Below are 24716 nucleotides of genomic sequence, written 5' to 3' on the forward strand. Positions count from 1 at the left end.
ATCACATACCGGAGGAACACAATGGCCAACCCGCTTCGCAAGACGATGGTGTACCTGGGTCTGGCGGACGAAGAGCTGGAGTATGAAACTCCCGCCCCTGGTCCCGTCGCCCCGGTTCCCGCTCCCCAGTCCCACTCGGCGCAGGCGCACGCCGCACCGGCCGCAACGCGGGCACCAGTAACTCCGCTGCGCAAGACGCACATCCAGAAGAACGTGGCACCCACTGAAATGAACGAGATCCTCACGGTTCACCCCAAGCAGTACAAAGATGCTCAGGTCATCGCAGAGAACTTCCGCGAGGGTATCCCGGTCATCATCAACCTGTCGCAGATGACCGATGCCGACGCGCGTCGCCTCATCGACTTCGCCGGCGGGCTGTCGCAGGGCCTCTACGGAAAGATCGAGCGCGTCACCAGCAAGGTGTTCCTGCTTTCGCCGTCGCACGTTTCGGTCTCTGGCGACACATCGGCGGACACGCGCGCGGAGTCATCCTTCTTCGTCCAGTCATAATTGACGAGTGGATCTACTCGTCATCATCGTCGCGTCAGTCGCGTATTACGCGCTGCTCGTCTACTTCTTTCTCATGTGGGGGCGCTTCGTCCTCGACCTGGTGCAGAGTTTCCAGCGTTCCTGGCGACCGGCAGGCGCTGTGCTGTTCATCGCCGAAGTCGCGTACACGGTGACCGACCCTCCGATAAAGTTCTTCCGCCGAATCATCCCGCCGCTCCGTCTCGGGCCTGTGGCGTTCGATTTCGGCTGGAGCATTGTGATGCTGCTCGTCATCATCGCCATGTTCATCCTGAACCTCGTCAGGTATTCGGCGTAGCTCGCTGTAGTGTGTGTCATGCACAATCGAGACACGTGCCCGTGGGCCTGAATGCCCGCCGCCGTGTTTATTGCTAGCGTTAGTTAGCGATATCCCCGTTCGTCGAATGTAATAAAGGTGGAAGAACATGGCGTTAACTCCAGAAGACGTTGTTAACAAGCGCTTCGCGCAGACCAAGTTCCGCGAGGGCTACGACCAGGACGAGGTCGATGACTTCCTGGACGAGGTCGTCGTTGAACTCCGTCGACTGACCCAGGAGAACGAGGAGCTTCGTGCTCAGCTCTCTTCGGGCGGCTCTGCTCCGTCGGCCGCCGCTGACGCACCCGTCGTCTCCGAGCCTGTTGCCGACGCTCCCGTCGCCGACCAGGTCGTCCCCGAGCCCGTCGCGGCCGCTCCGGCTCCGGTCGCCGCTGCTCCGGCGCCCGCCGCAGACGACGACGCGGCTTCGACCACGAACCTGCTGCAGCTGGCACGCCGCCTGCATGACGAGCACGTCAAGGAAGGCGCGGACAAGCGCGATGCACTCATCGCCGAGGGCCACGCCACCGCCGCACGCATCGTCGCCGAAGCAGAGACGAAGCAGCGCAACGACCTCGCCCGCCTCAACCAGGAGAAGGCTGCCATCGAGCACCGCATCGACGAGCTGCGCTCGTTCGAGAAGGACTACCGAGTGAAGCTGAAGAGCTACATCGAGGGCCAGCTCCGCGACCTCGACTCCTCGGGCACCGAAGGCGGATCGAACTCCTCCGCACCGAGCTACACCGGCTTTGGAGGCTAGGACTGCCGCGAAGGCCAGTCCCAGGGTCCTGATCGTCCTGGTTCTCGTTGCAATCGCTGCGTTTATCCTCGATCAAGGCTCCAAGTATCTCGTTGTCACAACGCTGAAACCGGATGAGGTCGTCCCCGTGCTGGGCGACCTCCTCCAGTTTCAGTTCGTCAAGAATCCAGGCGCCGCCTTCTCCATAGGCAACGCCTACACCTGGATCTTCTCGATCCTCGCGTCTGCGGTCACCGTGTTCATCGTGTGGTTCGCACGTCGCATCCGCTCGCTCGGCTGGGCGATCGTGTTCGGCCTCCTCCTCGGAGGTGTGCTCGGCAATCTGACCGATCGGCTGTTCCGCGAGCCGGGCTTCGGAGTCGGGCATGTGATCGACTTCCTCCGCATTCCGCTGCTGCCGGCCATCTTCAATATCGCCGACACCGCGATTGTCGTCAGCATGGGCCTTTTCCTCATCCTGACTCTGCGTGGCATCGGCCTCGACGGCTCCCGGCCCGTCCGCACGGGCGACGGGGAGTCAGATGAACTCCAGGAGTCGTCGGCGACATCGCCGGGCGAGACCTCCTGATGGCAGAGAGCCGTTCCTTTCCGGTTCCTGACGGCCTAGACGGCACACGGGTCGACGCCGCGCTGGCGAAAATGCTCGGATTCTCGCGCACCTTCGCAGCAGAGATCCTCGATGCCGGCGGCGTAACGGTCGACGGTGTCGAGGTCGGCAAGTCCGACAGACTCCGGGCCGACTCGTGGCTCGAGGTCACGTGGAGCCCTAAGACCGAAGTGCAGATCGTGCCGATCGACGTGCCCGATCTGGGAATCGTGTACGACGATGACGACATCGTCGTCATCGACAAGCCCGTCGGTGTTGCAGCGCATCCTTCCGTCGGCTGGACCGGGCCGACGGTTCTCGGGGCGCTGGCGGGGGCGGGCTTCCGCATCTCCACGAGTGGCGCCGCAGAGCGCGCCGGCATTGTGCATCGACTCGACGCCGGCACCAGCGGTCTTATGGTCGTCGCGAAGAGCGAAGACGCCTATACGTGGCTCAAGAGCGCCTTTCACGACCGCGAGGTCGACAAGATCTATCACGCCGTCGTACAGGGTCATCCCGACCCTCTCGCGGGCACCATCGACGCGCCCATCGGACGCCATCCGCGTTCCGACTGGAAGTTCGCGGTGACCGCCGCCGGTAAACCGAGCGTGACGCACTACGAGACGCTCGAGGCTTTTCCCTCGGCGTCGCTGCTCGAGGTGCATCTCGAGACGGGGCGCACGCATCAGATCCGCGTGCACATGGCTGCACAGCGGCATCCCTGCGTCGGAGATGCGATGTACGGTGCAGACCCGACGATCTCGACGCGTCTCGGCCTCACGAGGCAATGGCTGCACGCGAAACGCCTCGGATTCATCCACCCGAGAAGCCGAGAGTACGTGTCGTTCGAATCGCCGTACTCGCTCGATCTGCAGCACGCGCTCGATATTCTTCGCCGCGACTGAGGTCGCGTGTCGGGGGAGCCGACGTAAACTTGAGACCTCTCAGCCCAGCATTAGTCGGAGTCATCTGTGCCTTCTCAGGATTCATTCGTTCACCTCCACGTGCACAGCGAGTACTCGATGCTCGACGGTGCCGCGCGGGTGAAACCCTTGATCGAGGCAGCGGTCGAGCAGGGCATGCCTGCCGTCGCCGTGACCGACCACGGCAACGTCTTCGGAGCGTTCGACTTCTGGAAGACGGCCACCGACGCGGGCATCAAGCCGATCATCGGAACCGAGGCGTACATCACGCCCGGCACTGCCCGAGGCGATAAGACAAGGGTCAAGTGGGGCGGCCCCAACTCCGGTCGAGACGATGTCTCGGGTTCCGGTGCCTACACCCACATGACCCTGCTCTCCGAGACGACGGAGGGCATGCACAACCTCTTCCGGCTCTCGTCGCGGGCCTCTATCGAGGGCTACTACTTCAAACCGCGCATGGACCGCGAGCTTCTGAGCATGTACTCGACAGGGCTCATCGCGACCACCGGATGCCCGAGCGGCGAGATCCAGACCCGCCTGCGGCTGGGGCAGTACGACGAGGCGCTCAAGGCAGCCAGCGACTATCGCGACATCTTCGGCAAAGAGAACTACTTCGCCGAGATCATGGATCACGGGCTCGGCATCGAGCGGCAGATCATGCCCGACCTGCTGCGGCTGGCCAAAGAACTCGACTTGCGGCTGGTCGCAACCAACGACTTGCACTACACGCACGCACACGATGCGACGAGCCACGCCGCCCTGCTGTGCGTCCAGTCGGGTTCGACACTGTCCGACCCCAACCGGTTCAAGTTCGACGCCGACGAGTTCTACCTCAAGTCCGCAGCCGAGATGCGGCACCTGTTCCGCGATCACCCCGAGGCGTGCGACAACACGCTGCTCATCGCCGAGCGGTGCGAAACGGTCTTCAACACCTCGGCCAACTACATGCCCCGGTTCCCTGTCCCGGAAGGCGAGACCGAAGATTCCTGGCTGGTCAAGGAGGTCGAGGCGGGCCTGATCGCCCGCTACCCGAACGGCATCCCCGACGATGTGCGTGCGCGTGCCGAGTACGAGACCGGCGTCATCCTTCAGATGGGGTTCCCCGGCTACTTCCTCGTTGTGGCCGACTTCATCAACTGGTCGAAGAAGAACGGAATCCGCGTCGGTCCCGGTCGTGGCTCGGGCGCAGGCTCGATGGTGGCCTACGCCATGAACATCACCGACCTCGACCCGATCAGGCACGGCCTGATCTTCGAGCGGTTCCTCAACCCCGACCGCGTCTCCATGCCCGACTTCGACGTCGACTTCGACGACCGTCGCCGTGGCGAGGTCATCAAGTACGTCACCGAGAAGTACGGCGACGAGCGCGTGGCCCAGATCGTGACCTACGGAACGATCAAGGCGAAGCAGGCGCTAAAAGACTCGTCTCGCGTTCTGGGCTTCCCCTTCGGCATGGGCGACAAGCTGACCAAGGCAATGCCGCCGCCCATCATGGGAAAAGACATCCCGCTCTCGGGCATCTTCGATACGAAGCACCCGCGCTACAAAGAGGCATCCGACATCCGCGCGGTCATCGAGAGCGATCCCGAGGCGCGCACCGTCTTCGACACCGCCGTCGGAATCGAGAACCTCAAGAGACAGTGGGGCGTGCACGCGGCCGGCGTCATCATGTCGAGCGAGCCGCTGATCGACATCATCCCGATCATGAAGCGCGAGCAAGACGGGCAGATCGTCACGCAGTTCGACTACCCGGCGGCTGAGGCGCTCGGCCTCATCAAGATGGACTTCCTGGGTCTTCGCAACCTGACGATCATCGACGACGCGCTCGACAACATCCAATCGAACCGAGGGCACCGCCCCGTTCTCGAGGATCTCGAACTCGATGACGTGCCGTCGTACGAGCTCCTGGCCCGCGGAGACACCCTTGGGGTCTTCCAGCTCGATGGTGGGGCCATGCGCTCGCTCCTGCGTCTGATGAAGCCCGACAACTTCGAAGACATCTCGGCCGTGCTCGCGCTCTACCGGCCCGGCCCCATGGGCGCCGACTCGCACACCAACTACGCCCTGCGCAAGAACGGTCTGCAGCCGATCACCCCGATTCACCCCGAGCTCGAAGAGCCTCTTCAGGAGGTGCTGGGCACAACCCACGGCCTGATCGTGTACCAAGAGCAGGTCATGTCGATCGCTCAGAAGCTCGCCGGCTTCACGCTCGCCCAGGCCGACCTGCTGCGCCGCGCGATGGGAAAGAAGAAGAAGTCCGAGCTCGACAAGCAGTTCGAGGGCTTCTCCGCCGGTATGAAGGCCAACGGATACTCGATGGCGGCCGTTCAGACCCTCTGGGACATCCTTCTTCCCTTCTCCGACTACGCCTTCAATAAGGCCCACTCCGCGGCATACGGTGTGGTGTCGTATTGGACCGCGTACCTCAAGGCCCACTATCCGGCCGAGTACATGGCCGCCCTGCTGACCAGCGTCGGCGACTCCAAAGACAAGATGGCTCTCTACCTCAACGAGTGTCGGCGCATGAACATCAAGGTGCTTCCGCCCGACGTCAACGAATCGATCGGCTTCTTCGCGGCCGTGGGGGAGGACATCCGATTCGGACTCGGCGCCGTGCGCAACGTCGGGTTCAACGTCGTCGACGGCATCAAGAATTCTCGCGAGGAGAAGGGCCGCTTCGAGACTTTCCATGACTTCCTGCGCAAGGTTCCTCTGCCCGTCACCAACAAGCGGGCAATCGAGTCTCTGATCAAGGCCGGCGCGTTCGACTCCCTGGGCTCGTCGCGTCGCGCGTTGATGGAGATTCACGAGGATGCGGTCGAGAGCGCGGTGAGCGACAAGAGGGCCGAGGCGAACGGCCAGGTCGGATTCGACTTCGACAGCCTGTGGGACGAGCCCCAGACCGAGAGCCAGGTTCCCGAACGGCCGGAGTGGACGAAGCGAGACAAGCTCGCGTTCGAACGGGAGATGCTCGGACTGTACGTGTCGGACCACCCGTTGGCCGGTCTCGAGATCCCCCTGGCGAAGCACGCGTCGACATCGATCACCGACCTGCTCGCCAGCGAGCACACCCAAGACGGCGATCAGGTCACCGTCGCGGGTTTGATCACCAGCGTGCAGCATCGCACGGCACGCAACAGCGGCAACCAATACGGCATGATCCAGATCGAGGACTTCGGCGGCGAAGTCACGGCCATGTTCATGGGCAAGTCGTATCAGGAGTTCGCACCGGCACTGACCAACGACGCCATCGTCGTGGTTCGCGGGCGGGTCAGCATGCGCGACGACGGCCTGAATCTTCACGCGTTCAGTCTGTTCTCACCCGATCTGGGCCAGGCCGGAGGCTTCGGCCCTGTCGAGATTTCTCTGACCGAGGCGCGGGCGACCACTGACACAGTTCAGGCGCTGAACGACGTGCTCATCCGGCACTCCGGCGACACAGAAGTTCGGTTGAAGCTCGTCAAGGGTCAGACCGCGCGGGTCTTCGAAATTCCCTATCCGGTGAGGGTCTCGGCCGACCTCTACGGTGAGCTGAAGTCGCTTCTCGGGCCGAACTGCCTGGCGTGATCGCGGAAGGTCGCTTCGGCTAGGCGTGATCGCCGAGCAGCCGGTATGCGCGCTCGTGGTAAAGCAGGGCATCGTCGTCTTCGCCGAGCGCGCCTTGCTCGATCTGCACCGCTACGACGGCGTTGTTGTGCAGGGGCATGCGCCCGATGATGCGTCCCACCATCCATGCGGTCACATCGTTCAGGATGGGCAGGCCGTGCGGGCCGGTATGCCAGTGATCGCCCTCGAAGCGAAGCGCATGGTCGCCCGACATGATCTCGGCAACGGGCCTGTTGCGCGACCCGAGCATGTGGATGGCCACATGATCGGTCTCGGCGATCGCCCGCCAGGCGCTGGCCGAGCGTGCCATGTTGAACGTTGCCATCGGCGGCACGGCGGAGAGCGACGACAACGACGTTGCGGTGAAGCCGACCGGTGCGCCCTCGGGCGAGAGCGCGGTGACGACCGCGACCCCAGCGGCGTGGCGCCGGAAAGCCTGTTTGAAGGCGAGGAGATCGTCGGGGGTCTGCGGCTGGCTGGACGTGCTCTCGGGTGCGTCGGGCTGGGATGTATCGGTCACACTGTCCTCCAACTCGACGCAGCGTGTGAGCTATTCCCGACGGCGGCCACTGACCGGTATCGGCCAATACAATGGACAGGCCATGATTCAGACGATCGACCTTCGGGGTCACAAGCCTAGTCCTTCAGAACTCATCGACCTCGTGCCTCGATCGCTCACCGACGTGTCGGTGGCGCAGGCTGCAGCTCAGCAGCTGATCGATGACGTCATCGATGGGGGAGAGCAGGCGATCCTCGACCAGGCCCTGCGCTTCGATGGGGTGACACCGCAGTCGATCCGTGTCTCCCAGAGTGACATCGATGAGGCCGTGGCACATCTCGATCCAGACGTTCGCACTGCTCTCGAGTCGGCGATTGAACGTGTACGCCAGGCGACGCGTGCTCAAGTCCCCCCGGCCATGACAACGACGCTAGGCGACGGCGCGCTCGTCGAGCAGCGGTGGCACCCGGTCGAAAGAGTCGGTCTCTATGTGCCTGGAGGCAAGGCCGTCTACCCGTCGAGCGTGGTGATGAATGTCGTGCCTGCCCAGGTGGCCGGGGTCGCTTCGATCGCCCTCGTATCGCCCGCGCAGAAGGAATTCGGCGGATCGGTGCACCCGACGATTCTCGGCGCCGCCGGGCTTCTGGGAATCACCGAGGTCTACGCCATGGGCGGAGCGGGCGCGATCGGAGCACTCGCCTACGGCATCCCGTCTCTCGGCCTGCACCCCGTGCAGGTCATCACAGGCCCGGGCAACGTCTACGTCGCCGCCGCGAAGCGTATCGTCGGCGCACGAACCGGAATCGACTCCGAAGCCGGCCCGACGGAGATTCTCATCATCGCCGACGCGAGTGCCGATGCCTCCTTCGTCACCGCCGACCTGGTGAGCCAGGCCGAACACGACGAGCTCGCAGCGGCTGTACTTGTCACCGATTCGCCGAAGCTTGCCGATCAGGTGCGCTCGCTTCTCGAGCACACCGCGCGCTCGACTCGTCACGCCGAGAGGGTCGCGATCGCACTCGACGGCGTGCAGTCGGCCATCGTGCTCGTCGACGATCTTGCGGCGGCGGCCGAGTTCAGCAACGCCTACGGTCCGGAACACCTCGAGATTCAGACGATCGATCCAGACGCGATCGTGTCATCGATCCACAACGCCGGGGCGATCTTTCTCGGCGCGTATTCTCCCGTGAGTCTCGGCGACTACCTGGCAGGCTCAAACCACGTGCTTCCGACGGGGGGCCAGTCGCGGTTCTCCTCCGGCCTCGGTGCCTATACCTTCCTGCGCCCGCAGCAGATCATCCGCTACGACCGCGCCGCCCTCCACGAGGTTAAAGACCGTATCCACGCTCTCGCCGAGTCGGAGAATCTTCCGGCGCACGCCGAGGCCGTGGCAGTACGCTTCGACTCTCCCGACCGTTAGGCTCCGCGACATGTTCTGCCCCTATTGCCGCTATCCAGACTCGAGAGTCGTCGATTCCCGAACGACCGACGACGGCCTCGCCATCAGGCGACGACGCCAGTGCCCCGAGTGCGGTCGGCGCTTCAGCACCACTGAGACCGCAAGCCTCAACGTGATCAAGCGCAGCGGTGTCGTCGTGCCGTTCAGCCGCGACAAGATCGTGAGCGGAGTGCGAAAGGCATGCCAGGGGCGACCCGTCACCGATTCCGACCTGGCGATCCTCGCCCAGCGCGTCGAAGAGACCGTCCGGCTCAGCGGCGCGGCCCAGATCGAGGCCAACGACATCGGTCTCGCCATCCTGCAGCCTCTTCGCGAGCTCGACGAGGTGGCCTATCTGCGCTTTGCCAGTGTCTATCAGGGCTTCGATTCGCTCGATGACTTCGAAGAGGCGATCATGCTTCTGCGAGTCGAGCACGCGGCATCCCGATCGAGCGACGACAGCGAAGCAACGGTCGAGTGAGCATGTATGGTCTCCTCTTCTCCCACGTCCTGACCCGTATCGATCCGGAGCGGGCGCATCACCTTGCGTTCACGGTGATCCGCCTTATACCTCGTCTCGGCCTCGGCGGCCTCGTTCGCCGTTTCACCGCGTCCCGGTCGTCGCACGCGGTGCGCACGCTGGGGCTCGAATTCGCGACCCCGTTCGGTCTTGCCGCCGGTTTCGACAAGGATGCCCGTGGCATCCACGGGTTGGGCGCGCTCGGGTTCGGGCATGTGGAGGTGGGCACGATCACGGCTCATCCGCAGCCGGGCAACGACAGGCCGCGCCTCTTCCGCCTCATCGCCGACCGGGCTGTTGTGAATCGCATGGGCTTCAACAACGGGGGAGCGGCCGAGGCATCGCTTCGAGTGGCGAAGGCCACCGGGCTTCGGAGTCGGCCGGTGATCGGCGTCAACATTGGAAAGAGCCGGGTTGTCTCTGTCGATGATGCGATCGGCGACTACATCTCGAGCACCCGCGCCCTTGCGCCGGTGGCCGACTACCTCGTTGTGAACGTCAGCTCCCCGAATACTCCGGGTCTGCGTGGCCTGCAGGAGATCGACAAGCTCGAGCCGCTTCTCAGGGCTGTGAAGACCGAGGCCGGTTCGACTCCACTGCTGGTGAAGATCGCGCCGGACCTCACCGACGACGCCATCGAGCGGGTGTCCAGACTCGCTGTGGACCTGGGTCTCGACGGCATCATCGCCACGAACACGACGCTGTCCCGCGAGGGGCTCCGTACTGCCGAGGAGACGGTCATCGCGGCCGGAGCCGGAGGGCTGTCGGGGGCGCCTCTCGCGGCGAGATCGCTCGACGTTCTGCGCATCATTCGCTCAGTGGTGCCTGCAGAACTCTGCGTGATCTCTGTCGGCGGCGTGGAGACGGCTCACGACGTGGTGGAACGCCTGCGCTCCGGTGCCACGCTGGTGCAGGGCTACACGGCGTTCCTCTATCGTGGCCCACTGTGGGCGCGCCAGATCAACCGCGGATTGGACCGACTTCTCTCAGCTGATCCGGTCTAGCGCAGTTCGGACAGGGCGGCGTCGACGCGCCGTGCTCGAGTGACGTCGGTCTTGGCGGACTCGATCGACAGTGCGATGCGATTCTGATTTGTGTATGAGAATGCCTCGAAACGGGCCTTCGCGTCGGGTTCGTCGACGAACGCACGTGCGAGCTCGGCGGGAATGGTGACCGTTCTAGAGCCGGTATCCCGCTCGATCTCGACCTCGACCTCGTCTCCTCCCGCTACGTTCGCCGCCGTTCGGTTGGCGGCGCTCAGCGAGATCATCAGCCGACCTTTGTAGGTCGCGACGCTGCTGCGGTAGCTGTGAGACCCGATCGTGACGACGACCGGAATCCGTTTCTCTGCGCCAAGCGCCGACATGATCTCGGCCGGCACCTCGATGCCCGTGTTGTTGCCGTCGAGCACGATGGTTGTGGTGAATCTCATGGGCGCTGACTTTCGGTGTCGGCTCGAAGCGGTCGAGGATCAGACCGGGTACTTGCCACGCTTCACCTGCGGCTTGGGCAGACGAAGAGGGCGCAGCTGCAGAGCGCGCATCGCCGCATACCAGCGGACGCCCTTCTCGACCTTGCCGTCGCCGAACTTCGCCTTGAGCTTGCGTGTCACGAGCCAGCCCAGCAGCAGGCTGTCGACGATGACCAGAATGACGAACGCATAGAGAGCGAGCATCAGAGCCGTCTGCACGGTGGGGTTCGGGACGAGTGTTGCCAGGATTACGGCGAACATCACCGGAATCATGACCTCGCCGAGGCTGAACCGGGCGTCGACGTAGTCACGAACGTAGCGGCGCTGCGGGCCCTTGTCACGGAGCGGAAGAAACTTCTCCTCGCCGTTCGCCATGCCGATACGTGCCCGATCACGGGACTCCTGCAGTTTCGCCCGCGAAGCCTTGCGAGCCTCTTTGTTGTCGCCGGCGACGAGCGGCCGTTTGTTGGCCGCCTCGCGTTCCTTGCGAGTCGGAGTCGCGTGGCCTTTGCCGCTGAGGGGCGCGTCGTCGAGCGGTGCGTCGAGAGCGGGGGCTTTGTCTTTGGCCACGATGTACGTCCTTGCCGAGAAGTGCAGAAGTATAAAGTTTACCTCTATGACTGAGAACACGGGCGCGATACCTTCCACCGAGAGCGAGCTGCAGGGGACGGTTCGCCGCATCGTCGAACAGAACATGCCGGGGTCCGTCTCGACTCTCACCGATCTCGTGCGCATCCCCTCGGTGTCGTGGGACGCGTTCGATCGTGCTTTTGTGGCGCAGAGTGCCGACGCTGTCGCATCGTTGCTCGAGCAGACCGGCGCCTTCGACTCGGTGATCGTCTCGCAGGCCGAGACTCCCGAGGGCTCCCTCGGCCAGCCCGCGGTGCTGGCATCACGCGCCGCGAAGAACGGCCGCCCCACCGTGCTGCTCTACGCGCACCACGACGTTCAGCCTCCCGGTGATGATGCCGACTGGGAGTCCGCCCCGTATGAGCCCACCATTCGCGGCGACCGTCTCTATGGCCGTGGGGCATCCGACGACAAAGCGGGCGTCGTCTCGCACATCGCCTCCGTGCGCGCCCTGGTCGAGGCGACGTCGAACGAGTTCGATCTGGGACTGGTCGTGTTCATCGAGGGCGAAGAGGAATTCGGTTCGCGTTCTTTCTCCGCCTTCCTCGACAAGCATCGCGACCAGCTCGAGGCCGACGTCATCGTCGTCGCGGATTCCGACAACTGGAACGTCGACACACCGGCCCTCACCATCAGTCTTCGCGGCAACGTCACCTTCAAGCTCACCGTGCGCACGCTCGAGCACGCCTCGCATTCGGGCATGTTCGGCGGCGCGGCCCCGGATGCGATGCTGGCGGCCGTTCGGCTCCTCGCCTCACTGCATGGTGACGACGGATCCGTGGCGGTTGAAGGACTCGTCGGCTCCGATGGGGCGACGCCGGACTATCCCGAGAGCCAGCTGGCGAACGAAGCGGGATTCGTCGGGGGAGTGACGAGCATCGGTCGCGGTTCGATCCTGTCGCGTCTCTGGTTTCAGCCGGCCATCACGGTAACGGGAATCGATGCACCCAGCGTGGCCAATGCATCCAACACTCTTCTGCCCCAGGTGGCCGTCCGGATCAGCTCGCGCATCGCACCCGGCCAGAAGGCGAGCGACGCTTTCGAGGCGATCGAGAGCCACCTTCGGCAACACGCGCCTTTCGGAGCGACGATCGAGATCAGCGACGTCGACCTCGGCGACGCCTTCCTCGTCGACACGACGGGCTGGGCCGTGCGCGAGGCCAAGACGGCCATGAAGGACGGATGGGGCGTCGACCCGGTCGACACGGGAATCGGTGGGTCCATTCCGTTCATCTCGGATCTCGCTCGTGTCTTCCCGTCCGCGCAAATTCTCGTGACCGGCGTAGAGGACCCCGATACCCGCGCCCACAGCCCTAACGAATCGCAGCACCTGGGTGTTCTCAAGCGTGCGATTCTGAGCGAGGCATTCCTTCTCGCCCGACTCAACGGCAGAACTCTCGCGGAGCTGTCGGAATGAAATCCGCCCACGCACGGTTTGCGTGTTTAGACTGACGAGTAGCTACGTGCATGTGCGAACGATCGCACATCACGGTGCACGTGCTTTCCCGACTTACTAGGAGCAGCCATGAGCGACACCGTATTGACCCAGACCGAGGCTCCCAGCCACCGCGTGGGCGTCACCGACGCCGCAGCCGAGAAGGTGCGCAGCCTGCTCATCCAGGAGGGCCGTGAAGATCTCCGCCTGCGCGTTGCCGTGCAGCCGGGTGGATGCTCGGGTCTGATCTATCAGCTGTACTTCGACGAGCGTCAGCTCGATGGCGACGCTGTCGTCGACTACAACGGCGTCGAGGTCATCGTCGATGAGATGAGCGTGCCCTACCTCGACGGCGCCACCATCGACTTCGAAGACACCATCCAGAAGCAGGGGTTCACGATCGACAACCCCAACGCCGGCGGAAGCTGCGCCTGCGGCGATTCGTTCCACTGATTCTTCGGGCCCGACCAGGCCCGGAATTCCGCTGTTCCACAAGGGAGTCGCTGTCAAGCGGCTCCCTTTGTGGATTCAGGCGGGCGTGTTATGTCGAGTAGGCTAGACCTCGGTTCTCTACACTTGTCGGTAGTTCCTCCGACAGTCTTCCGAAAGGTCACTGGTGCGCTCTCGACGTCTCCGCCTGGCTGCAATTCCCATTGCCGCCACCCTTGCACTTCTTCTCGCGGGCTGCACTCAGCAGCAGCTCCAGGGATGGCTGCCCACCGAACCTGGAACGACGAACAACGTCGACCGCGTGATCGGGCTTTGGGTCACGTCGTGGATCGTGCTCCTCATCGTCGGAATCATCACCTGGGGCCTCACGCTCTGGGCTGTGATCGTCTACCGTCGTCGCCGCGGCCAGACCGGGCTCCCCGCTCAGCTGCGCTACAACATGCCGATCGAGATCTTCTACACCGTGGTCCCGCTGATCCTGGTGCTGGGCTTCTTCGCCTTCACCGCCCGTGACCAGTCGGCCATCGAAGCGAAGTACGACGACCCCGACGTGACGATCGCCGTCTACGGCAAGCAGTGGGCATGGGACTTCAACTACGTCGACGAAGACGTGTACTCCGCCGGCATCCAGGGCCAGCCCAATCCCGACGACGCCAAGGGCAGCCTTGTCGAGTCCGAGATCCCCACCCTCTACCTGCCCGTAGGCAAGAAGGTCGAGATCCAGCTCGAGGCTCGCGACGTCATCCACTCTTTCTGGGTCATCGACTTCCTCTACAAGAAAGACATGATTCCCGGCAAGACGAACTACATGTACGTCACACCAGAGCGCGAGGGAACGTACAGCGGAAAGTGTGCCGAGCTGTGCGGTGAATATCACTCGCTCATGCTCTTCAACGTCAAGGTCGTTTCGCAGGATGAATACGACGCGTATATCAAGTCTCTGAAGGACGCCGGATTCAACGGCCAGCTCGGGCACGAATACGACAGAAATCAGAACCTCCCCGGCACGACGTCGCCCCGGGTAGCGGAGTAGGGGAACGCGCACATGACGACTACAGCCGTAGCACCGACCATGGGTCAGGCACTCAAAGACGGACAATCCCGCAGCGCCGAGCGCAAGGGCAATGTTCTGGTCAAGTGGATCACCTCCACTGACCACAAGACCATCGGATACATGTATCTGATCTCGTCGTTCATCTACTTCTGCCTCGGCGGCGTGATGGCGCTGGTCATCAGGGCGCAGCTCTTCGAGCCCGGGCTTGAGATCCTGCAGACAAAAGATCAGTACAACCAGCTCTTCACGATGCACGGCACGATCATGCTGCTGATGTTCGCCACCCCGCTCTTCGCGGGCTTTGCGAACGTCCTTATGCCGCTGCAGATCGGCGCTCCCGACGTCGCCTTCCCGAGACTCAATGCGTTCGCCTACTGGCTCTACAGCTTCGGCAGTCTCATCGCCGTCGCGGGATTCCTGACCCCTCAGGGCGCGGCATCCTTCGGATGGTTCGCCTATGCTCCGCTCTCGAGCGAAACCTTCACCCCGGGAGACGGTGGCAACCTCTGGGTGATCGGTCTCGGAATCTCCGGCTTTGGAACCATCCTCGGCGCGGTGAACTTCATCACCACCATCATCACCATGCGCGCACCGGGCATGACCATGTTCCGTATGCCGATCTTCACCTGGAACATCCTGGTGACCTCGATCCTCGTCCTGATGGCGTTCCCCGTTCTGGCGGCCGCCCTCTTCGCCCTTGGGGCAGATCGAATTCTCGGTGCCCACGTGTACGACGCGGCCAATGGGGGAGTGCTCCTCTGGCAGCACCTCTTCTGGTTCTTCGGTCACCCCGAGGTCTACATCATCGCTCTGCCGTTCTTCGGAATCATCTCTGAAGTGCTGCCCGTGTTCAGCCGCAAGCCGATCTTCGGCTACAAGACCCTGATCTATGCAACGATCTCGATCGCTGCGCTCTCGGTTACCGTGTGGGCTCACCACATGTACGTCACCGGCTCGGTGCTGCTGCCATTCTTCGCCCTGATGACCATGCTCATCGCGGTGCCGACGGGCGTGAAGATCTTCAACTGGATCGGCACGATGTGGCGCGGCTCCGTGACCTTCGAGACTCCGATGCTCTGGGCGATCGGCTTCCTGATCACGTTCACGTTCGGCGGGCTCACGGGCGTCATCCTGGCGTCGCCCCCGCTCGACTTCCACGTCTCCGACTCCTACTTCGTCGTGGCGCATTTCCACTATGTGGTCTTCGGCACCGTCGTCTTCGCGATGTTCAGTGGGTTCTACTTCTGGTGGCCCAAGTGGACAGGCAAGATGCTCAACGAGACTCTGGGCAAGTGGCACTTCTGGATGCTGTTCATCGGGTTCCACACCACCTTCCTCATCCAGCACTGGCTCGGCGTCATCGGCATGCCCCGTCGGTACGCCACGTACTCGCCGCAGGACGGATTCACGTCGATGAACCAGGTGTCCACGGTCGGAGCGTTCCTGCTGGCCGCATCCCTGGTGCCGTTCTTCCTGAACGTATACATCACGGCTCGACGTGCGCCGAAGGTCACAGTGAACGACCCGTGGGGCTACTCGAGGTCACTCGAGTGGGCCACGTCGTGCCCGCCCCCGAGGCACAACTTCACGTCGATTCCGCGCATCCGCAGCGAGTCTCCGGCTTTCGACCTCAACCACCCCGAGGCCGGCATCCCTTTCGGCGTGGGGCCGGCGAAAGACGCGCCTGACGCTGCCACGTACGACACAGCATCCGAGAAAGTGAAGTAGGCCATGAGAGCGAATAAGAATCTCTTCTGGATCCTCGCGGTCTTCTGCCTCCTGCTCGCAGGGGTATACATCTTCTGGCACGTCCTCGACCAGGGAACGGTCGAATGGGTGGGCGCCCTCGGCATCGGCCTCGCCGGCGTTCTTTCTGCCTTCCTTGCCTTCTACCTGGGTCGCGTCTTCAGTGCCCAGGGTGGCGATCTGCCCGAAGATCGGCTTGACTCCGACATCGACGACGGCGACCCCGAGATGGGCTTCTACAGCCCATGGAGCTGGTGGCCCGTCATCCTTGCCGGGTCGGCCTCGCTGATGCTGCTGGGGTTCGCCGTCGGAACCTGGATCACCTTCATCGGCGTCGCACTAGTTCTGGTCGCGATCGTCGGCTGGACCTACGAGTACTACCGCGGGTACTTCGCCCGGTAGATTCGACTCCTGCACCAGGGCCCGTCTCGTTCGCTCGAGGCGGGCCCTTCGTGGTTGCAGGCTTCATCCGGCCGCTCAGTAGATTGTTCCCATCACCTCACGCACCTCCGCGAGCGTGACCTCGGCCGCCATGTTCGCAAGCCGATTGCCGTGATCGAGGATCGCGCGTGGCAGTTCGGCGTCTGCTGCGAACGTCTGCCGCCTCTTCCTCAGGGGCGCCAGGTAGTCGTTCACTGCTGTCGCTGTCGCGTCTTTCAGAGCGCTGCTGCCCCGGTCGCCGATCTCCTCGGCGAGCTCGACCTGGTCGATGCCCAGGCACAAAGACGCTGTCGTGAGCAGTGCTGAGACGCCGGGTCGATGCTCGGGGTCGAAACTGATCCGCCGGTCTTGATCTGTCTTTGTCCGGCGAATCGCGTCGACCGTCTCATCCGCTGTCATCGACAATGAGATCGCGTTGCCGTAGCTCTTCGACATCTTCCGGCCGTCGAGCCCAGGAACCTCGGGCGCCGAGGTGATGAGGGCATCCGGCACGGGGAACACTTTGCCGTAGCGCTCGTTGAACCTGCGGGCGATCGAGCGGGTCATCTCCACGTGCGGAAGGTTGTCTTTGCCGACAGGCACAAGGTTGCCCTTGCAGAACAGGATGTCTGCAGCCTGGTGCACCGGATACGTCAGGAGCAGACCGCTCAAGGCACGCCCGGACGCGGCGAGCTCGGCCTTCACCGTTGGATTGCGATGCAGTTCAGCTTCCGTGACCAGACTGAGAAATGGCAACACGAGCTGGTTCAGCGCGGGTACGGATGAGTGCGTGAAGATCGTGGTGCGCTCGGGGTCTATGCCCGCGGCGAGATAGTCGAGCACGGCACTGTACACGTTTTCGCGAACATGGGCCGTCGTTTCTCGATCGGTGATCACCTGGTAGTCGGCGAGCACAAGAAACATCTCGACGCCGGCTTGTTGCAGCCGCACCCGTTCCCTGATGGTGCCGAAGTAGTGCCCCAGGTGCAGCGGTCCGGTGGGCCGCTCGCCGGTCAGCACGCGAAAGCGCTCCGGATGCTTGGCCACGGCGGCCGAGATCTCCATCGAGCGTTCTGCGGTTGCGCTAAAGGAATCCATGTGTATCTCCCGATTTGTGGGAGCCGCACGGAGTACTCGGGTCGTTCACGAGCTGCCGCGCAGCCCGTGAACATGCTTCAACCGGCTGCTATCGCAGCCACCACCATGCGGATTGGTTGAAGTGCATAGAGGGGAGAATACCAAAAGATCCGCCGGGCGGTCTCGTTGGAGAGAGCCCGACGGATCTGTATGCCGCGCGTACTGGGGTTAGTGGTGACCGCCGCGCTCGATCTCCTTCGGGCTGACCGGCGCGATGCGGTCCTCGAAGAACCACCGCGACATTCCTGCACGGAAGCGCTGCACGGCGGTGATCTTGCCCTGTGCGTTCGGACGGATCATCAGAGGCTGGTAGTCGTTGTAGTCGACCAGCTTCCAGCGCTCGTACTCGTCGACAGGCTGGTGCACCTCGATGTACTCACCGCCCGGGAGTCGCACGATGCGTCCTGATTCGAAGCCGTGAAGGGCGATCTCGCGATCCTTCTTCTGCAGGGCGAGGCAGACGCGCTTCGTCACGAGATATCCGATGATCGGGCCGAGGACGAGCAGAGCCTGGTTCACGTGGATCACGCCCTCGATCGACAGCTGGAAGTGCGTGGCGATGAGGTCGGAGCTCGCCGCCCCCCAGAGGGCGGCGTAGAACAGAACTCCGGCGACACCGATCGCTGTGCGGGTCGGCGCGTTACGCGGACGGTCGAGCAGGTGGTGCTCGCGCTTGTCACCGGTGATCCAGGCCTCGATGAACGGGTACACGAGGACTGCAACGATCAGGCCGGTCAGGATGAGCACCGGGATGATGATGTTGAACGACCAGGTGCGGTTCCACAGTTCGAATTCGAGTCCCGGCGGAATCAGTCGCAAAGCGCCGTCGGCGAATCCGATGTACCAGTCGGGCTGCGTTCCTGCAGAGACCGGGGACGGGTCATAGGGCCCATAGTTCCAGATGGGGTTGATCGTGAAGAACGTGCCCATCAGGGCGATGACGCCGAAGACGATGAAGAAGAAGCCGCCAGCCTTGGCAGCGAACATCGGCAGGATGGGGGAGCCGACCACGTTGTCCTTGGTCTGGCCGGGGCCGGACCACTGAGTGTGCTTGTGCACGACGACGAAGACGAGGTGCAGAGCGAGCATAACGGCGAGGATCGCGGGAAGCAGCAGAATGTGCAGCGAATACAGTCGGCCGACGATGTCTGTTCCGGGGAACTCGCCGCCGAAGAGCAGGAACGAGATCCAGGTTCCGACGACTGGAAGACCCTTGATGAGGCCGTCGATGATGCGAAGGCCGTTACCCGAGAGGAGATCGTCGGGAAGCGAATATCCCGTGAATCCCTCGGCGAGAGCGAGGATGAACAGGATGAAACCGATGACCCAGTTCAACTCACGCGGCTTGCGGAACGCGCCGGTGAAGTAGATGCGCAGCATGTGGATGCCGATGGCCGCGATGAACGTCAGAGCCGCCCAGTGGTGGATCTGGCGGATGAGAAGACCACCGCGAACGTCGAATGAGATGTTGAGCGTCGACGACATGGCGGTGGACATCTCGACGCCCTTGAGGGGAACGTACGAGCCGTTGTAGACGACCTCGGCCATGGACGCCTGGAAGAAGAACGTGAGGAACGTGCCCGTCAAGAGGATGACGACGAAGCTGTAGAGAGCGACCTCACCGAGCATGAATGACCAGTGGTCGGGGAAGATCTTTCGGCCGAACTCTTTGACGACGCCCGAGATGCTGGTGCGCTCGTCGATGTAGTTGGCGGCAGCCTCGGTGAAGCGGCTCGTGCTGCTGCGCTGCGAAGACGACTGTGTCGGGGCCGGTGCGGGCGCTGTGTCCGGCGTGGTCACTGTACTCATGATGAAGATCGCTCCCAGAAGCTCGGGCCGACAGGTTCGTGGAAATCGCTCTGGGCGATCAAGTAGCCTTCGCCGTCAACGGCGATGGGGAGCTGCGGGAGTGCGCGCTTTGCCGGCCCGAAGATGACCTTGCACTCTTCGGTGACATCGAACGTCGACTGGTGGCAGGGGCACAGCAGGTGGTGCGTCTGCTGCTCGTAGAGGGCGACGGGGCAACCCACGTGGGTGCAGATCTTGGAGTATGCGACGATGCCGTCGTACGACCATCCTCTGCGCTCCGGGCTCTCTTTCAGCTTGGCGGGGTCGAGGCGCATAAGAAGGACGGCAGCTTTCGCCTTCTCTTCAAGGCGGTGCTCCGACTCGTTCAGGCCTTCAGGAATCACGTGGAATGCAGACCCGAGGGTGACGTCGGATGCTTTGATCGGCAGACCGGAGGGGTCGAGGGTGAGACGGGCACCCTTCTTCCACATGGTGTGCTCGAGCAGCTCGACGGGGTTTTCGTTCTGGGGGCCCCAGCCGCGGAAGAGGACGACCGCGGGAAGGGGGAAGGCGACGAGCGCACCCAGGAGTGTGTTGCGAACAAGTGTGCGGCGTCCGAAACCCGACTCCTCATTCGCCTGCTTGAAGATCTCGACAGCGCGGGCGCGGGTCTCGTCGCTGCCACGGACGGGGTGCCGCAGGTCGATTCCCTCGTGGTTGGCCATGAGGCTCTTGGACCAGTGCACTGCACCGAATCCCAACCCGAAGAGGGCGAGAACGATTCCGATGCCAAGCATCATCGTGTGAAGGCGCAGAGCGCCCGTGTCACCGTCTTCGATGGGGAACGCCATGTACGAGGCGATGGCGAAGATACTGCCGACGATTGACAGATAGAAGAAGGTGTAGACCTGTCGCTCGGCCTTCTTCTCGGCCTTCGGATCGGTGTCGGTCACGCGCGGACGGTGAGGCGGGAAGCCCGGGTTCTCGAACGTCTCGGACGGGATGACGGCCGTGCCAGGAGCTGCCGTCTCGTGGGAGACGCCAGCCGACGAAACAGCGGTGATGTCCTTGCCGCTCAGATCGTCATGTGCCATGTGATTGCCTTTCGAGCTTTTCTTCGAGGAAGTCCCTTACGGGTCGTCCTCGCCTCGGTGAAGAATGTGTGCGCAGCTGGGCGCTGGTCTAGTTCGACTTCGCAGTGAGCCAGACGGTCAAGGCGACGATGGCGCCGAGTCCGAAGATCCACACGAAGAGTCCCTCGGCTACGGGGCCCAGGCTGCCGAGTTCGTATCCGCCCGGCGACGGGTTCTTCTCGATGTACTTGAGGTACGTGATGACGTCGCGCTTGTCTTCGGGCGAGAGATTCTTGTCGTTGAAGACGGGCATGTTCTGCGGGCCGGTGACCATGGCCTCGTAGATGTGCACCGCAGCGACTCCGGTGAGTGCGGGCGCGAACTTGCCCTCGGTCAGAGCCCCGCCGGCACCTGCGACGTTGTGGCACATGGCGCAGTTGATGCGGAAGAGCTCGGCGCCGTTGCTGGCATCGCCTTTGCCATCGAGCAGGCTGTCGTCGGGAACCGCCGGGCCGGGTGACAGGGACGCGACGTAGGCTGCGAGCGCCTTGGTGTCGTCTGCGGTGAACTGGGGCGTCTTCTGCATGGCCTGCGGGCCCTGCATGGCCATCGGCATACGACCGGTTCCGACCTGGAAGTCGACAGAGGCGGCGCCGACACCGAGGAGGCTGGGCCCCGCGCCCGTTCCCTGGAGGTCGAGTCCGTGACAGCTGGCGCAGTTGGCGGCGAAGAGCTTCTTGCCCTCGTCGATGGTGGTCTGCGACGCCGTGTTGGTCTCAGCGGTGGCGGTGCTGCTGAAGAGCGCATAGCCACCGCCGGTGAACATCAGTCCGATTGCGATCAGGGCAACAGTCGCCAAGGGGTGACGTCTGTTTGCCGCGCTGCCTTTTCGGGCCATTCTCTTCACTCTTTTCACAACTCTCTTCGTTCGACCAGTGCTCGGGTGTGCCGGTCGATTATTTCAGCACGTAGATAACGAGGAACAGGCCGATCCAGACCACGTCGACGAAGTGCCAGTAGTACGAAACAACGATGGCGCTGGTCGCCTCGCGATGCCCCATGTTCTTGACGGCGAAGATTCGGCCGATCACAAGCAGGAAGGCGATGAGTCCGCCGGTCACGTGAAGACCGTGGAAGCCTGTCGTGAGGTAGAACGCCGAACCGTACGCGCTCGAACTCATCGAGATGCCTTCGGAGACGAGGGTCGCGTACTCGAAGATCTGGCCGGAGACGAAGATCGCCCCCAGGAGATAGGTGAGGAAGAACCACTCGGTCGTGCCCCACTGGGTCGGCTTCCAGCCGGTGGCGCGTGCCTGAAGACGCTCGGCAGCGAACACGCCGAACTGGCACGTGAACGAACTCGCGACGAGGATGAGGGTGTTCACCAGGGAGAAGGGAACGTTGAGAACGCTCGACTCGCTCTCCCACAATGGCCCGGACGTGCTGCGTAGGGTGAAGTAGATGGCGAAGAGGCCGGCGAAGAACATCACCTCGCTTCCGAGCCACACGATTGTGCCCACTGCCACGACGTTCGGTCGTTGAATCAGGGGGGCACTCGAAGTCTGGGTCAGGGAGCTGCTCGTCACTTCTCCATTATGTCCGATATCAGCACAGGGTTTTTGCATTTGGGTGTGAGTGGCGGAGCCCATTGACACCGGTCGGGCGGTCGTCCGGCCTTTAGAATCGGCCTATGGCGTACTCAGAGTCCTGGTCCGAAATTCTCTCCACTCTTCTAGCTCGAGACGATCTCTCGGTATCGGACTCCTCGTGGGCCATGGATCAGATCATGTCGGGGGCTGCATCCGATGCTCAGCTCGCCGCCTTTCTCATTGCACTACGCGCCAAAGGCGAAACTGTCGACGAGATCGTGGGTTTTCGGGATGCCGTGCTCGATCACGCCGTCAGCCTCGATGTCGACCCGCGTGCTCTCGACATCGTCGGCACCGGGGGAGATAGGCACGGAACCGTGAATGTCTCGACGATGGCCTCGATTGTGGCCGCGGCGACCGGTGTGCCTGTGGTCAAACATGGAAACAGGGCAGCCAGTTCGAAGTCCGGCTCCTCTGACGTACTGCAGGCGCTGGGCGTTGATCTCGACATCTCGAATCTGCGCACCGCTCAGGTGCTCGACGAGGCCGGAATCACCTTCGCTTTCGCTGCCAAATTCCATCCTGGATTCGGCAATGTCGCGAACGTCCGGCGCGAGCTGGGCGTGCCGACCGTCTTCAACTATCTCGGCCCGCTGTGCAATCCGGCCAGGCCCGAGGCATCCGCCGTCGGTGTGGCACAACTCGACAGAGTGCCGATCTTCGTGGGTGTCTTTCAGACACGGGGCGCCACTGCGCTCGTGTTCCGGGGAGACGACGGCCTCGACGAGTTGACCACCACGGGCCACAGTCACATCTGGGAAGTGTCGCTCGGGGCCGTTGTCGAGCACGATCTCGATCCTCGAGATCTCGGTCTAGCCCGAGCGAAGATCAGCGATCTGCTCGGCGGTGACGCCCAGTACAACGCCGACATCGCACGCCGCGTGCTGCAGGGAGAGTCGGGCCCGGTTCGCGACATCGTTCTGTTGAACGCCGCCGCCGGACTCGTGGCGTTCGACCTGGCGTCGGATCCTGAACAGGGGCGGCGGCCGATCGTCGATCGTCTGCGCGAAAAAATGGCCGTGGCCGCCCGGACGATCGATTCCGGTGCGGCGACGGCCACTCTCGACGCGTGGGCCGAAGCCACGCGTCACTGACTCACTGCGTGTCTTCGTCGACCCAGTCGAGGGTCTTCGTGACCGCCTTCTTCCAATTGCGCAGCAGACGCTCGCGTTCGGCGTCGTCCATGCTCGGCGTCCAGCGCCTGTCTTCCTGCCAGTTGTCGCGCAGTTCGTCGAGGGTCGACCAGAAGCCGACGGCGAGGCCGGCGGCGTAGGCCGCGCCGAGGGCGGTGGTCTCTGCAACGACGGGGCGCACGACCGGCACATCGAGGATGTCGGCCTGGAACTGCATGAGGCGGTCGTTTGCGGATGCTCCGCCGTCGACCTTCAGTTCGGTCAGCGGAACGCCGGAATCGGCGTTGACGGCATCCAGAACCTCGCGCGTCTGGAATGCGATCGCCTCGATCGCGGCGCGGGCGATGTGGCCCTTGTTCACGTACCGGGTGAGGCCGACCAGCGCGCCACGGGCATCCGATCGCCAGTGCGGCGCGAAGAGGCCGGAGAACGCCGGCACGAAGTAGGCGCCTCCGTTGTCGTCGACCGTGTCGGCGAGCGCCTCAACCTCGGGTGCCGACGAGATGATGCCGAGATTGTCGCGCAGCCACTGGATGAGTGAGCCTGTGACGGCGATGGAGCCTTCGAGGGCGTAGTGGGTCTCGCCGTCGCCGAGTTTGTAGCCGATGGTGGTGAGGAGGCCGTTCTCGCTTTTGACGATGTCGGTGCCGGTGTTGAAGATCAGGAAGTTTCCGGTGCCGTAGGTGTTCTTGGCCTCGCCCTTGTCGAACGCCGCCTGACCGAATGTGGCCGCCTGCTGGTCGCCCAGGATTCCGGCGACCGGAACCTCGCGCAGAAGGCTCGAGTCGTGCACCAGGCCATAGACCTCCGAGGAGCTCTTGACCTCCGGCAGCATCGATCTCGGCACATTGAAGACGGCGAGAATGTCGTCGTCCCACTCGAGCGTTTCGAGATTCAGGAAGAGGGTGCGGCTGGCATTCGTGACGTCGGTGATGTGCACACCGCCGTCTACCCCGCCGGTCAGATTCCAGGTGACCCAGCTGTCGGTCGTGCCGAACAGCAGGTCTCCCGCCTCGGCCCGTTCGCGGGCTCCTTCGACGTTCTCGAGAATCCAGACGATCTTGGTTCCGGCGAAGTACGTCGACAGTGGGAGACCGACGATGTCTTTGAACCGGTCGCCGCCGCCGTCCGCAGACAGCCGGTCGACGATCTCTTGGGTGCGGGTGTCCTGCCAGACGATGGCGTTGTAGACGGGCTCGCCCGTGTTCTTGTCCCAGACCACCGCAGTCTCGCGCTGGTTGGTGATGCCCACAGCCTTGATGTTGTGGCGCGTGATGTTCGCCTTCGACAGGGCCTGTCCGATGACCTCGCGAGTGTTGTCCCAGATCTCTTTGGGGTTGTGCTCGACCCAGCCCGCTTTGGGGAAGATCTGCTCGTGCTCGAGCTGGCCTGTCGACACGATCGAGCCCGAGTGATCGAAGACGATCGCCCGTGTGCTGGTCGTACCCTGATCGATCGCGAGAATGTAGTCCGTCATTGTCTAACTCCTTCGTTGAATCCTGAGGTTCGTCGGTGAAATGAAGAGCGGGCCCGACACGATCATGTGCGGGCCCG

General features: G+C 63.2%; 24 protein-coding genes. 15 read left to right on the forward strand and 9 right to left on the reverse strand.

Annotated elements, in window-relative coordinates; all coding sequences use genetic code 11:
• Positions 1–21 precede the first annotated feature (21 nt).
• The 6 genes from TZ00_RS16060 to dnaE all read left to right on the forward strand — a co-directional run bounded on the left by TZ00_RS16060 (position 22) and on the right by dnaE (position 6680).
• Entirely contained in the window at positions 22–510 is a 489-nt protein-coding gene (locus tag TZ00_RS16060; protein ID WP_044443235.1) for a cell division protein SepF, read from the forward strand.
• 7 nt (positions 511–517) lie between these two features.
• Positions 518–826, forward strand: coding sequence for a YggT family protein (locus tag TZ00_RS16065; RefSeq protein WP_044443237.1), 309 nt, complete (start codon positions 518–520; stop codon positions 824–826).
• Between the two features lie 127 nt (positions 827–953).
• A complete protein-coding gene (locus TZ00_RS16070; RefSeq protein ID WP_044443239.1) occupies positions 954–1604 on the forward strand; it encodes a DivIVA domain-containing protein in 651 nt (216 codons plus the stop codon).
• Positions 1594–2172: a signal peptidase II gene (lspA, locus tag TZ00_RS16075; RefSeq protein WP_238579726.1), complete on the forward strand. Its 579-nt coding sequence runs from the start codon at positions 1594–1596 to the stop codon at positions 2170–2172. The genes TZ00_RS16070 and lspA overlap by 11 nt, the downstream gene beginning before the upstream one ends.
• Positions 2172–3095 carry an RluA family pseudouridine synthase gene (locus TZ00_RS16080; RefSeq protein WP_044443240.1) on the forward strand — a complete coding sequence of 308 codons (924 nt, stop codon included), beginning with the start codon at positions 2172–2174 and terminating at the stop codon, positions 3093–3095. The genes lspA and TZ00_RS16080 overlap by 1 nt, the downstream gene beginning before the upstream one ends.
• A 117-nt stretch (positions 3096–3212) precedes the next feature.
• Positions 3213–6680: a DNA polymerase III subunit alpha gene (gene dnaE, locus TZ00_RS16085; RefSeq protein ID WP_044443457.1), complete on the forward strand. Its 3468-nt coding sequence runs from the start codon at positions 3213–3215 to the stop codon at positions 6678–6680.
• A gap of 19 nt (positions 6681–6699) precedes the next feature.
• Here the strand turns inward: dnaE and TZ00_RS16090 are convergent, their stop codons facing one another.
• The gene (locus TZ00_RS16090; protein ID WP_044443241.1) at positions 6700–7239 is read right to left on the reverse strand and encodes a flavin reductase family protein; all 540 of its coding nucleotides are present in this window, start codon (positions 7237–7239) and stop codon (positions 6700–6702) included.
• 82 nt (positions 7240–7321) lie between these two features.
• On the opposite strand from TZ00_RS16090, the gene hisD reads away from it, so the two are divergent.
• Genes hisD through TZ00_RS16105 form a run of 3 tightly spaced genes read left to right on the forward strand, consistent with a single transcriptional unit; the run spans position 7322 to position 10180 of the window.
• Positions 7322–8638, forward strand: a complete 1317-nt coding sequence (gene hisD / locus TZ00_RS16095) for a histidinol dehydrogenase (protein ID WP_044443243.1) — start codon at positions 7322–7324, stop codon at positions 8636–8638.
• Between the two features lie 10 nt (positions 8639–8648).
• The gene (gene nrdR, locus TZ00_RS16100) at positions 8649–9137 is read left to right on the forward strand and encodes a transcriptional regulator NrdR (RefSeq protein ID WP_044443244.1); all 489 of its coding nucleotides are present in this window, start codon (positions 8649–8651) and stop codon (positions 9135–9137) included.
• A gap of 2 nt (positions 9138–9139) precedes the next feature.
• Complete coding sequence (locus TZ00_RS16105) at positions 9140–10180, forward strand: quinone-dependent dihydroorotate dehydrogenase (protein ID WP_044443247.1); 1041 nt, start codon at positions 9140–9142, stop codon at positions 10178–10180.
• On the opposite strand, the gene TZ00_RS16110 is transcribed toward TZ00_RS16105, so the two are convergent.
• On the reverse strand, positions 10177–10608 hold the full coding sequence (locus tag TZ00_RS16110) for a YdeI/OmpD-associated family protein (protein ID WP_044443248.1): 432 nt from the start codon (positions 10606–10608) through the stop codon (positions 10177–10179). The genes TZ00_RS16105 and TZ00_RS16110 overlap by 4 nt on opposite strands.
• Before the next feature lie 39 nt (positions 10609–10647).
• A complete protein-coding gene (locus TZ00_RS16115) occupies positions 10648–11217 on the reverse strand; it encodes a DUF3043 domain-containing protein (protein ID WP_044443250.1) in 570 nt (189 codons plus the stop codon).
• 46 nt (positions 11218–11263) lie between these two features.
• Between TZ00_RS16115 and TZ00_RS16120 the strand changes: the two genes are divergently transcribed.
• From TZ00_RS16120 to TZ00_RS16140, 5 genes are all read left to right on the forward strand, one after another.
• Positions 11264–12694 carry a dipeptidase gene (locus tag TZ00_RS16120; RefSeq protein WP_044443251.1) on the forward strand — a complete coding sequence of 477 codons (1431 nt, stop codon included), beginning with the start codon at positions 11264–11266 and terminating at the stop codon, positions 12692–12694.
• Positions 12695–12802: 108 nt separating this feature from the next.
• Positions 12803–13165 carry an iron-sulfur cluster insertion protein ErpA gene (gene erpA / locus TZ00_RS16125; protein WP_044443252.1) on the forward strand — a complete coding sequence of 121 codons (363 nt, stop codon included), beginning with the start codon at positions 12803–12805 and terminating at the stop codon, positions 13163–13165.
• 160 nt (positions 13166–13325) lie between these two features.
• The gene (gene ctaC, locus TZ00_RS16130; RefSeq protein WP_044443254.1) at positions 13326–14195 is read left to right on the forward strand and encodes an aa3-type cytochrome oxidase subunit II; all 870 of its coding nucleotides are present in this window, start codon (positions 13326–13328) and stop codon (positions 14193–14195) included.
• A 12-nt stretch (positions 14196–14207) separates the two neighbouring features.
• On the forward strand, positions 14208–15944 hold the full coding sequence (gene ctaD / locus TZ00_RS16135) for an aa3-type cytochrome oxidase subunit I (protein WP_044443255.1): 1737 nt from the start codon (positions 14208–14210) through the stop codon (positions 15942–15944).
• 3 nt (positions 15945–15947) lie between these two features.
• On the forward strand, positions 15948–16364 hold the full coding sequence (locus tag TZ00_RS16140; protein WP_044443257.1) for a cytochrome c oxidase subunit 4: 417 nt from the start codon (positions 15948–15950) through the stop codon (positions 16362–16364).
• 75 nt (positions 16365–16439) lie between these two features.
• Here the strand turns inward: TZ00_RS16140 and trpS are convergent, their stop codons facing one another.
• From trpS to ctaE, 5 genes are all read right to left on the reverse strand, one after another.
• The gene (gene trpS / locus TZ00_RS16145; protein ID WP_044443259.1) at positions 16440–17480 is read right to left on the reverse strand and encodes a tryptophan--tRNA ligase; all 1041 of its coding nucleotides are present in this window, start codon (positions 17478–17480) and stop codon (positions 16440–16442) included.
• Positions 17481–17687: 207 nt separating this feature from the next.
• Positions 17688–19328: a cytochrome bc1 complex cytochrome b subunit gene (qcrB, locus tag TZ00_RS16150; RefSeq protein WP_044443260.1), complete on the reverse strand. Its 1641-nt coding sequence runs from the start codon at positions 19326–19328 to the stop codon at positions 17688–17690.
• Positions 19325–20401, reverse strand: coding sequence for a cytochrome bc1 complex Rieske iron-sulfur subunit (gene qcrA / locus TZ00_RS16155; RefSeq protein WP_044443262.1), 1077 nt, complete (start codon positions 20399–20401; stop codon positions 19325–19327). The genes qcrB and qcrA overlap by 4 nt, the downstream gene beginning before the upstream one ends.
• Positions 20402–20489: 88 nt before the next feature.
• Positions 20490–21278 (reverse strand): cytochrome bc1 complex diheme cytochrome c subunit, encoded by a 789-nt coding sequence (gene qcrC, locus TZ00_RS16160; RefSeq protein WP_044443264.1) that lies wholly within the window; start codon positions 21276–21278, stop codon positions 20490–20492.
• Positions 21279–21336: 58 nt separating this feature from the next.
• Positions 21337–22005, reverse strand: a complete 669-nt coding sequence (gene ctaE, locus TZ00_RS16165; RefSeq protein ID WP_078714974.1) for an aa3-type cytochrome oxidase subunit III — start codon at positions 22003–22005, stop codon at positions 21337–21339.
• 65 nt (positions 22006–22070) lie between these two features.
• Between ctaE and trpD the strand changes: the two genes are divergently transcribed.
• Positions 22071–23123: an anthranilate phosphoribosyltransferase gene (gene trpD, locus TZ00_RS16170; protein ID WP_044443266.1), complete on the forward strand. Its 1053-nt coding sequence runs from the start codon at positions 22071–22073 to the stop codon at positions 23121–23123.
• A gap of 1 nt (position 23124) precedes the next feature.
• On the opposite strand, the gene glpK is transcribed toward trpD, so the two are convergent.
• The gene (gene glpK / locus TZ00_RS16175) at positions 23125–24639 is read right to left on the reverse strand and encodes a glycerol kinase GlpK (RefSeq protein WP_044443268.1); all 1515 of its coding nucleotides are present in this window, start codon (positions 24637–24639) and stop codon (positions 23125–23127) included.
• Positions 24640–24716 lie beyond the last annotated feature (77 nt).

The sequence above is a fragment of the Agreia bicolorata genome (assembly GCF_000938265.1).
GTDB classification, from domain to species: Bacteria; Actinomycetota; Actinomycetes; order Actinomycetales; family Microbacteriaceae; genus Agreia; species Agreia bicolorata.

Coding starts and splice junctions, on each gene's coding strand:
- erpA (WP_044443252.1), top strand. CDS start 12,803: ATGAGCGACACCGTATTGACCCAGACCGAGGCTCCCAGCCACCGCGTG.
- TZ00_RS16105 (WP_044443247.1), top strand. CDS start 9,140: ATGTATGGTCTCCTCTTCTCCCACGTCCTGACCCGTATCGATCCGGAG.
- TZ00_RS16120 (WP_044443251.1), top strand. CDS start 11,264: ATGACTGAGAACACGGGCGCGATACCTTCCACCGAGAGCGAGCTGCAG.
- qcrA (WP_044443262.1), bottom strand. CDS start 20,401: ATGGCACATGACGATCTGAGCGGCAAGGACATCACCGCTGTTTCGTCG.
- TZ00_RS16110 (WP_044443248.1), bottom strand. CDS start 10,608: ATGAGATTCACCACAACCATCGTGCTCGACGGCAACAACACGGGCATC.
- TZ00_RS16070 (WP_044443239.1), top strand. CDS start 954: ATGGCGTTAACTCCAGAAGACGTTGTTAACAAGCGCTTCGCGCAGACC.
- glpK (WP_044443268.1), bottom strand. CDS start 24,639: ATGACGGACTACATTCTCGCGATCGATCAGGGTACGACCAGCACACGG.
- trpD (WP_044443266.1), top strand. CDS start 22,071: ATGGCGTACTCAGAGTCCTGGTCCGAAATTCTCTCCACTCTTCTAGCT.
- dnaE (WP_044443457.1), top strand. CDS start 3,213: ATGCTCGACGGTGCCGCGCGGGTGAAACCCTTGATCGAGGCAGCGGTC.
- trpS (WP_044443259.1), bottom strand. CDS start 17,480: ATGGATTCCTTTAGCGCAACCGCAGAACGCTCGATGGAGATCTCGGCC.
- hisD (WP_044443243.1), top strand. CDS start 7,322: ATGATTCAGACGATCGACCTTCGGGGTCACAAGCCTAGTCCTTCAGAA.
- qcrC (WP_044443264.1), bottom strand. CDS start 21,278: ATGGCCCGAAAAGGCAGCGCGGCAAACAGACGTCACCCCTTGGCGACT.
- ctaD (WP_044443255.1), top strand. CDS start 14,208: ATGACGACTACAGCCGTAGCACCGACCATGGGTCAGGCACTCAAAGAC.
- TZ00_RS16060 (WP_044443235.1), top strand. CDS start 22: ATGGCCAACCCGCTTCGCAAGACGATGGTGTACCTGGGTCTGGCGGAC.
- ctaE (WP_078714974.1), bottom strand. CDS start 22,005: ATGCAAAAACCCTGTGCTGATATCGGACATAATGGAGAAGTGACGAGC.
- nrdR (WP_044443244.1), top strand. CDS start 8,649: ATGTTCTGCCCCTATTGCCGCTATCCAGACTCGAGAGTCGTCGATTCC.
- TZ00_RS16140 (WP_044443257.1), top strand. CDS start 15,948: ATGAGAGCGAATAAGAATCTCTTCTGGATCCTCGCGGTCTTCTGCCTC.
- TZ00_RS16080 (WP_044443240.1), top strand. CDS start 2,172: ATGGCAGAGAGCCGTTCCTTTCCGGTTCCTGACGGCCTAGACGGCACA.
- qcrB (WP_044443260.1), bottom strand. CDS start 19,328: ATGAGTACAGTGACCACGCCGGACACAGCGCCCGCACCGGCCCCGACA.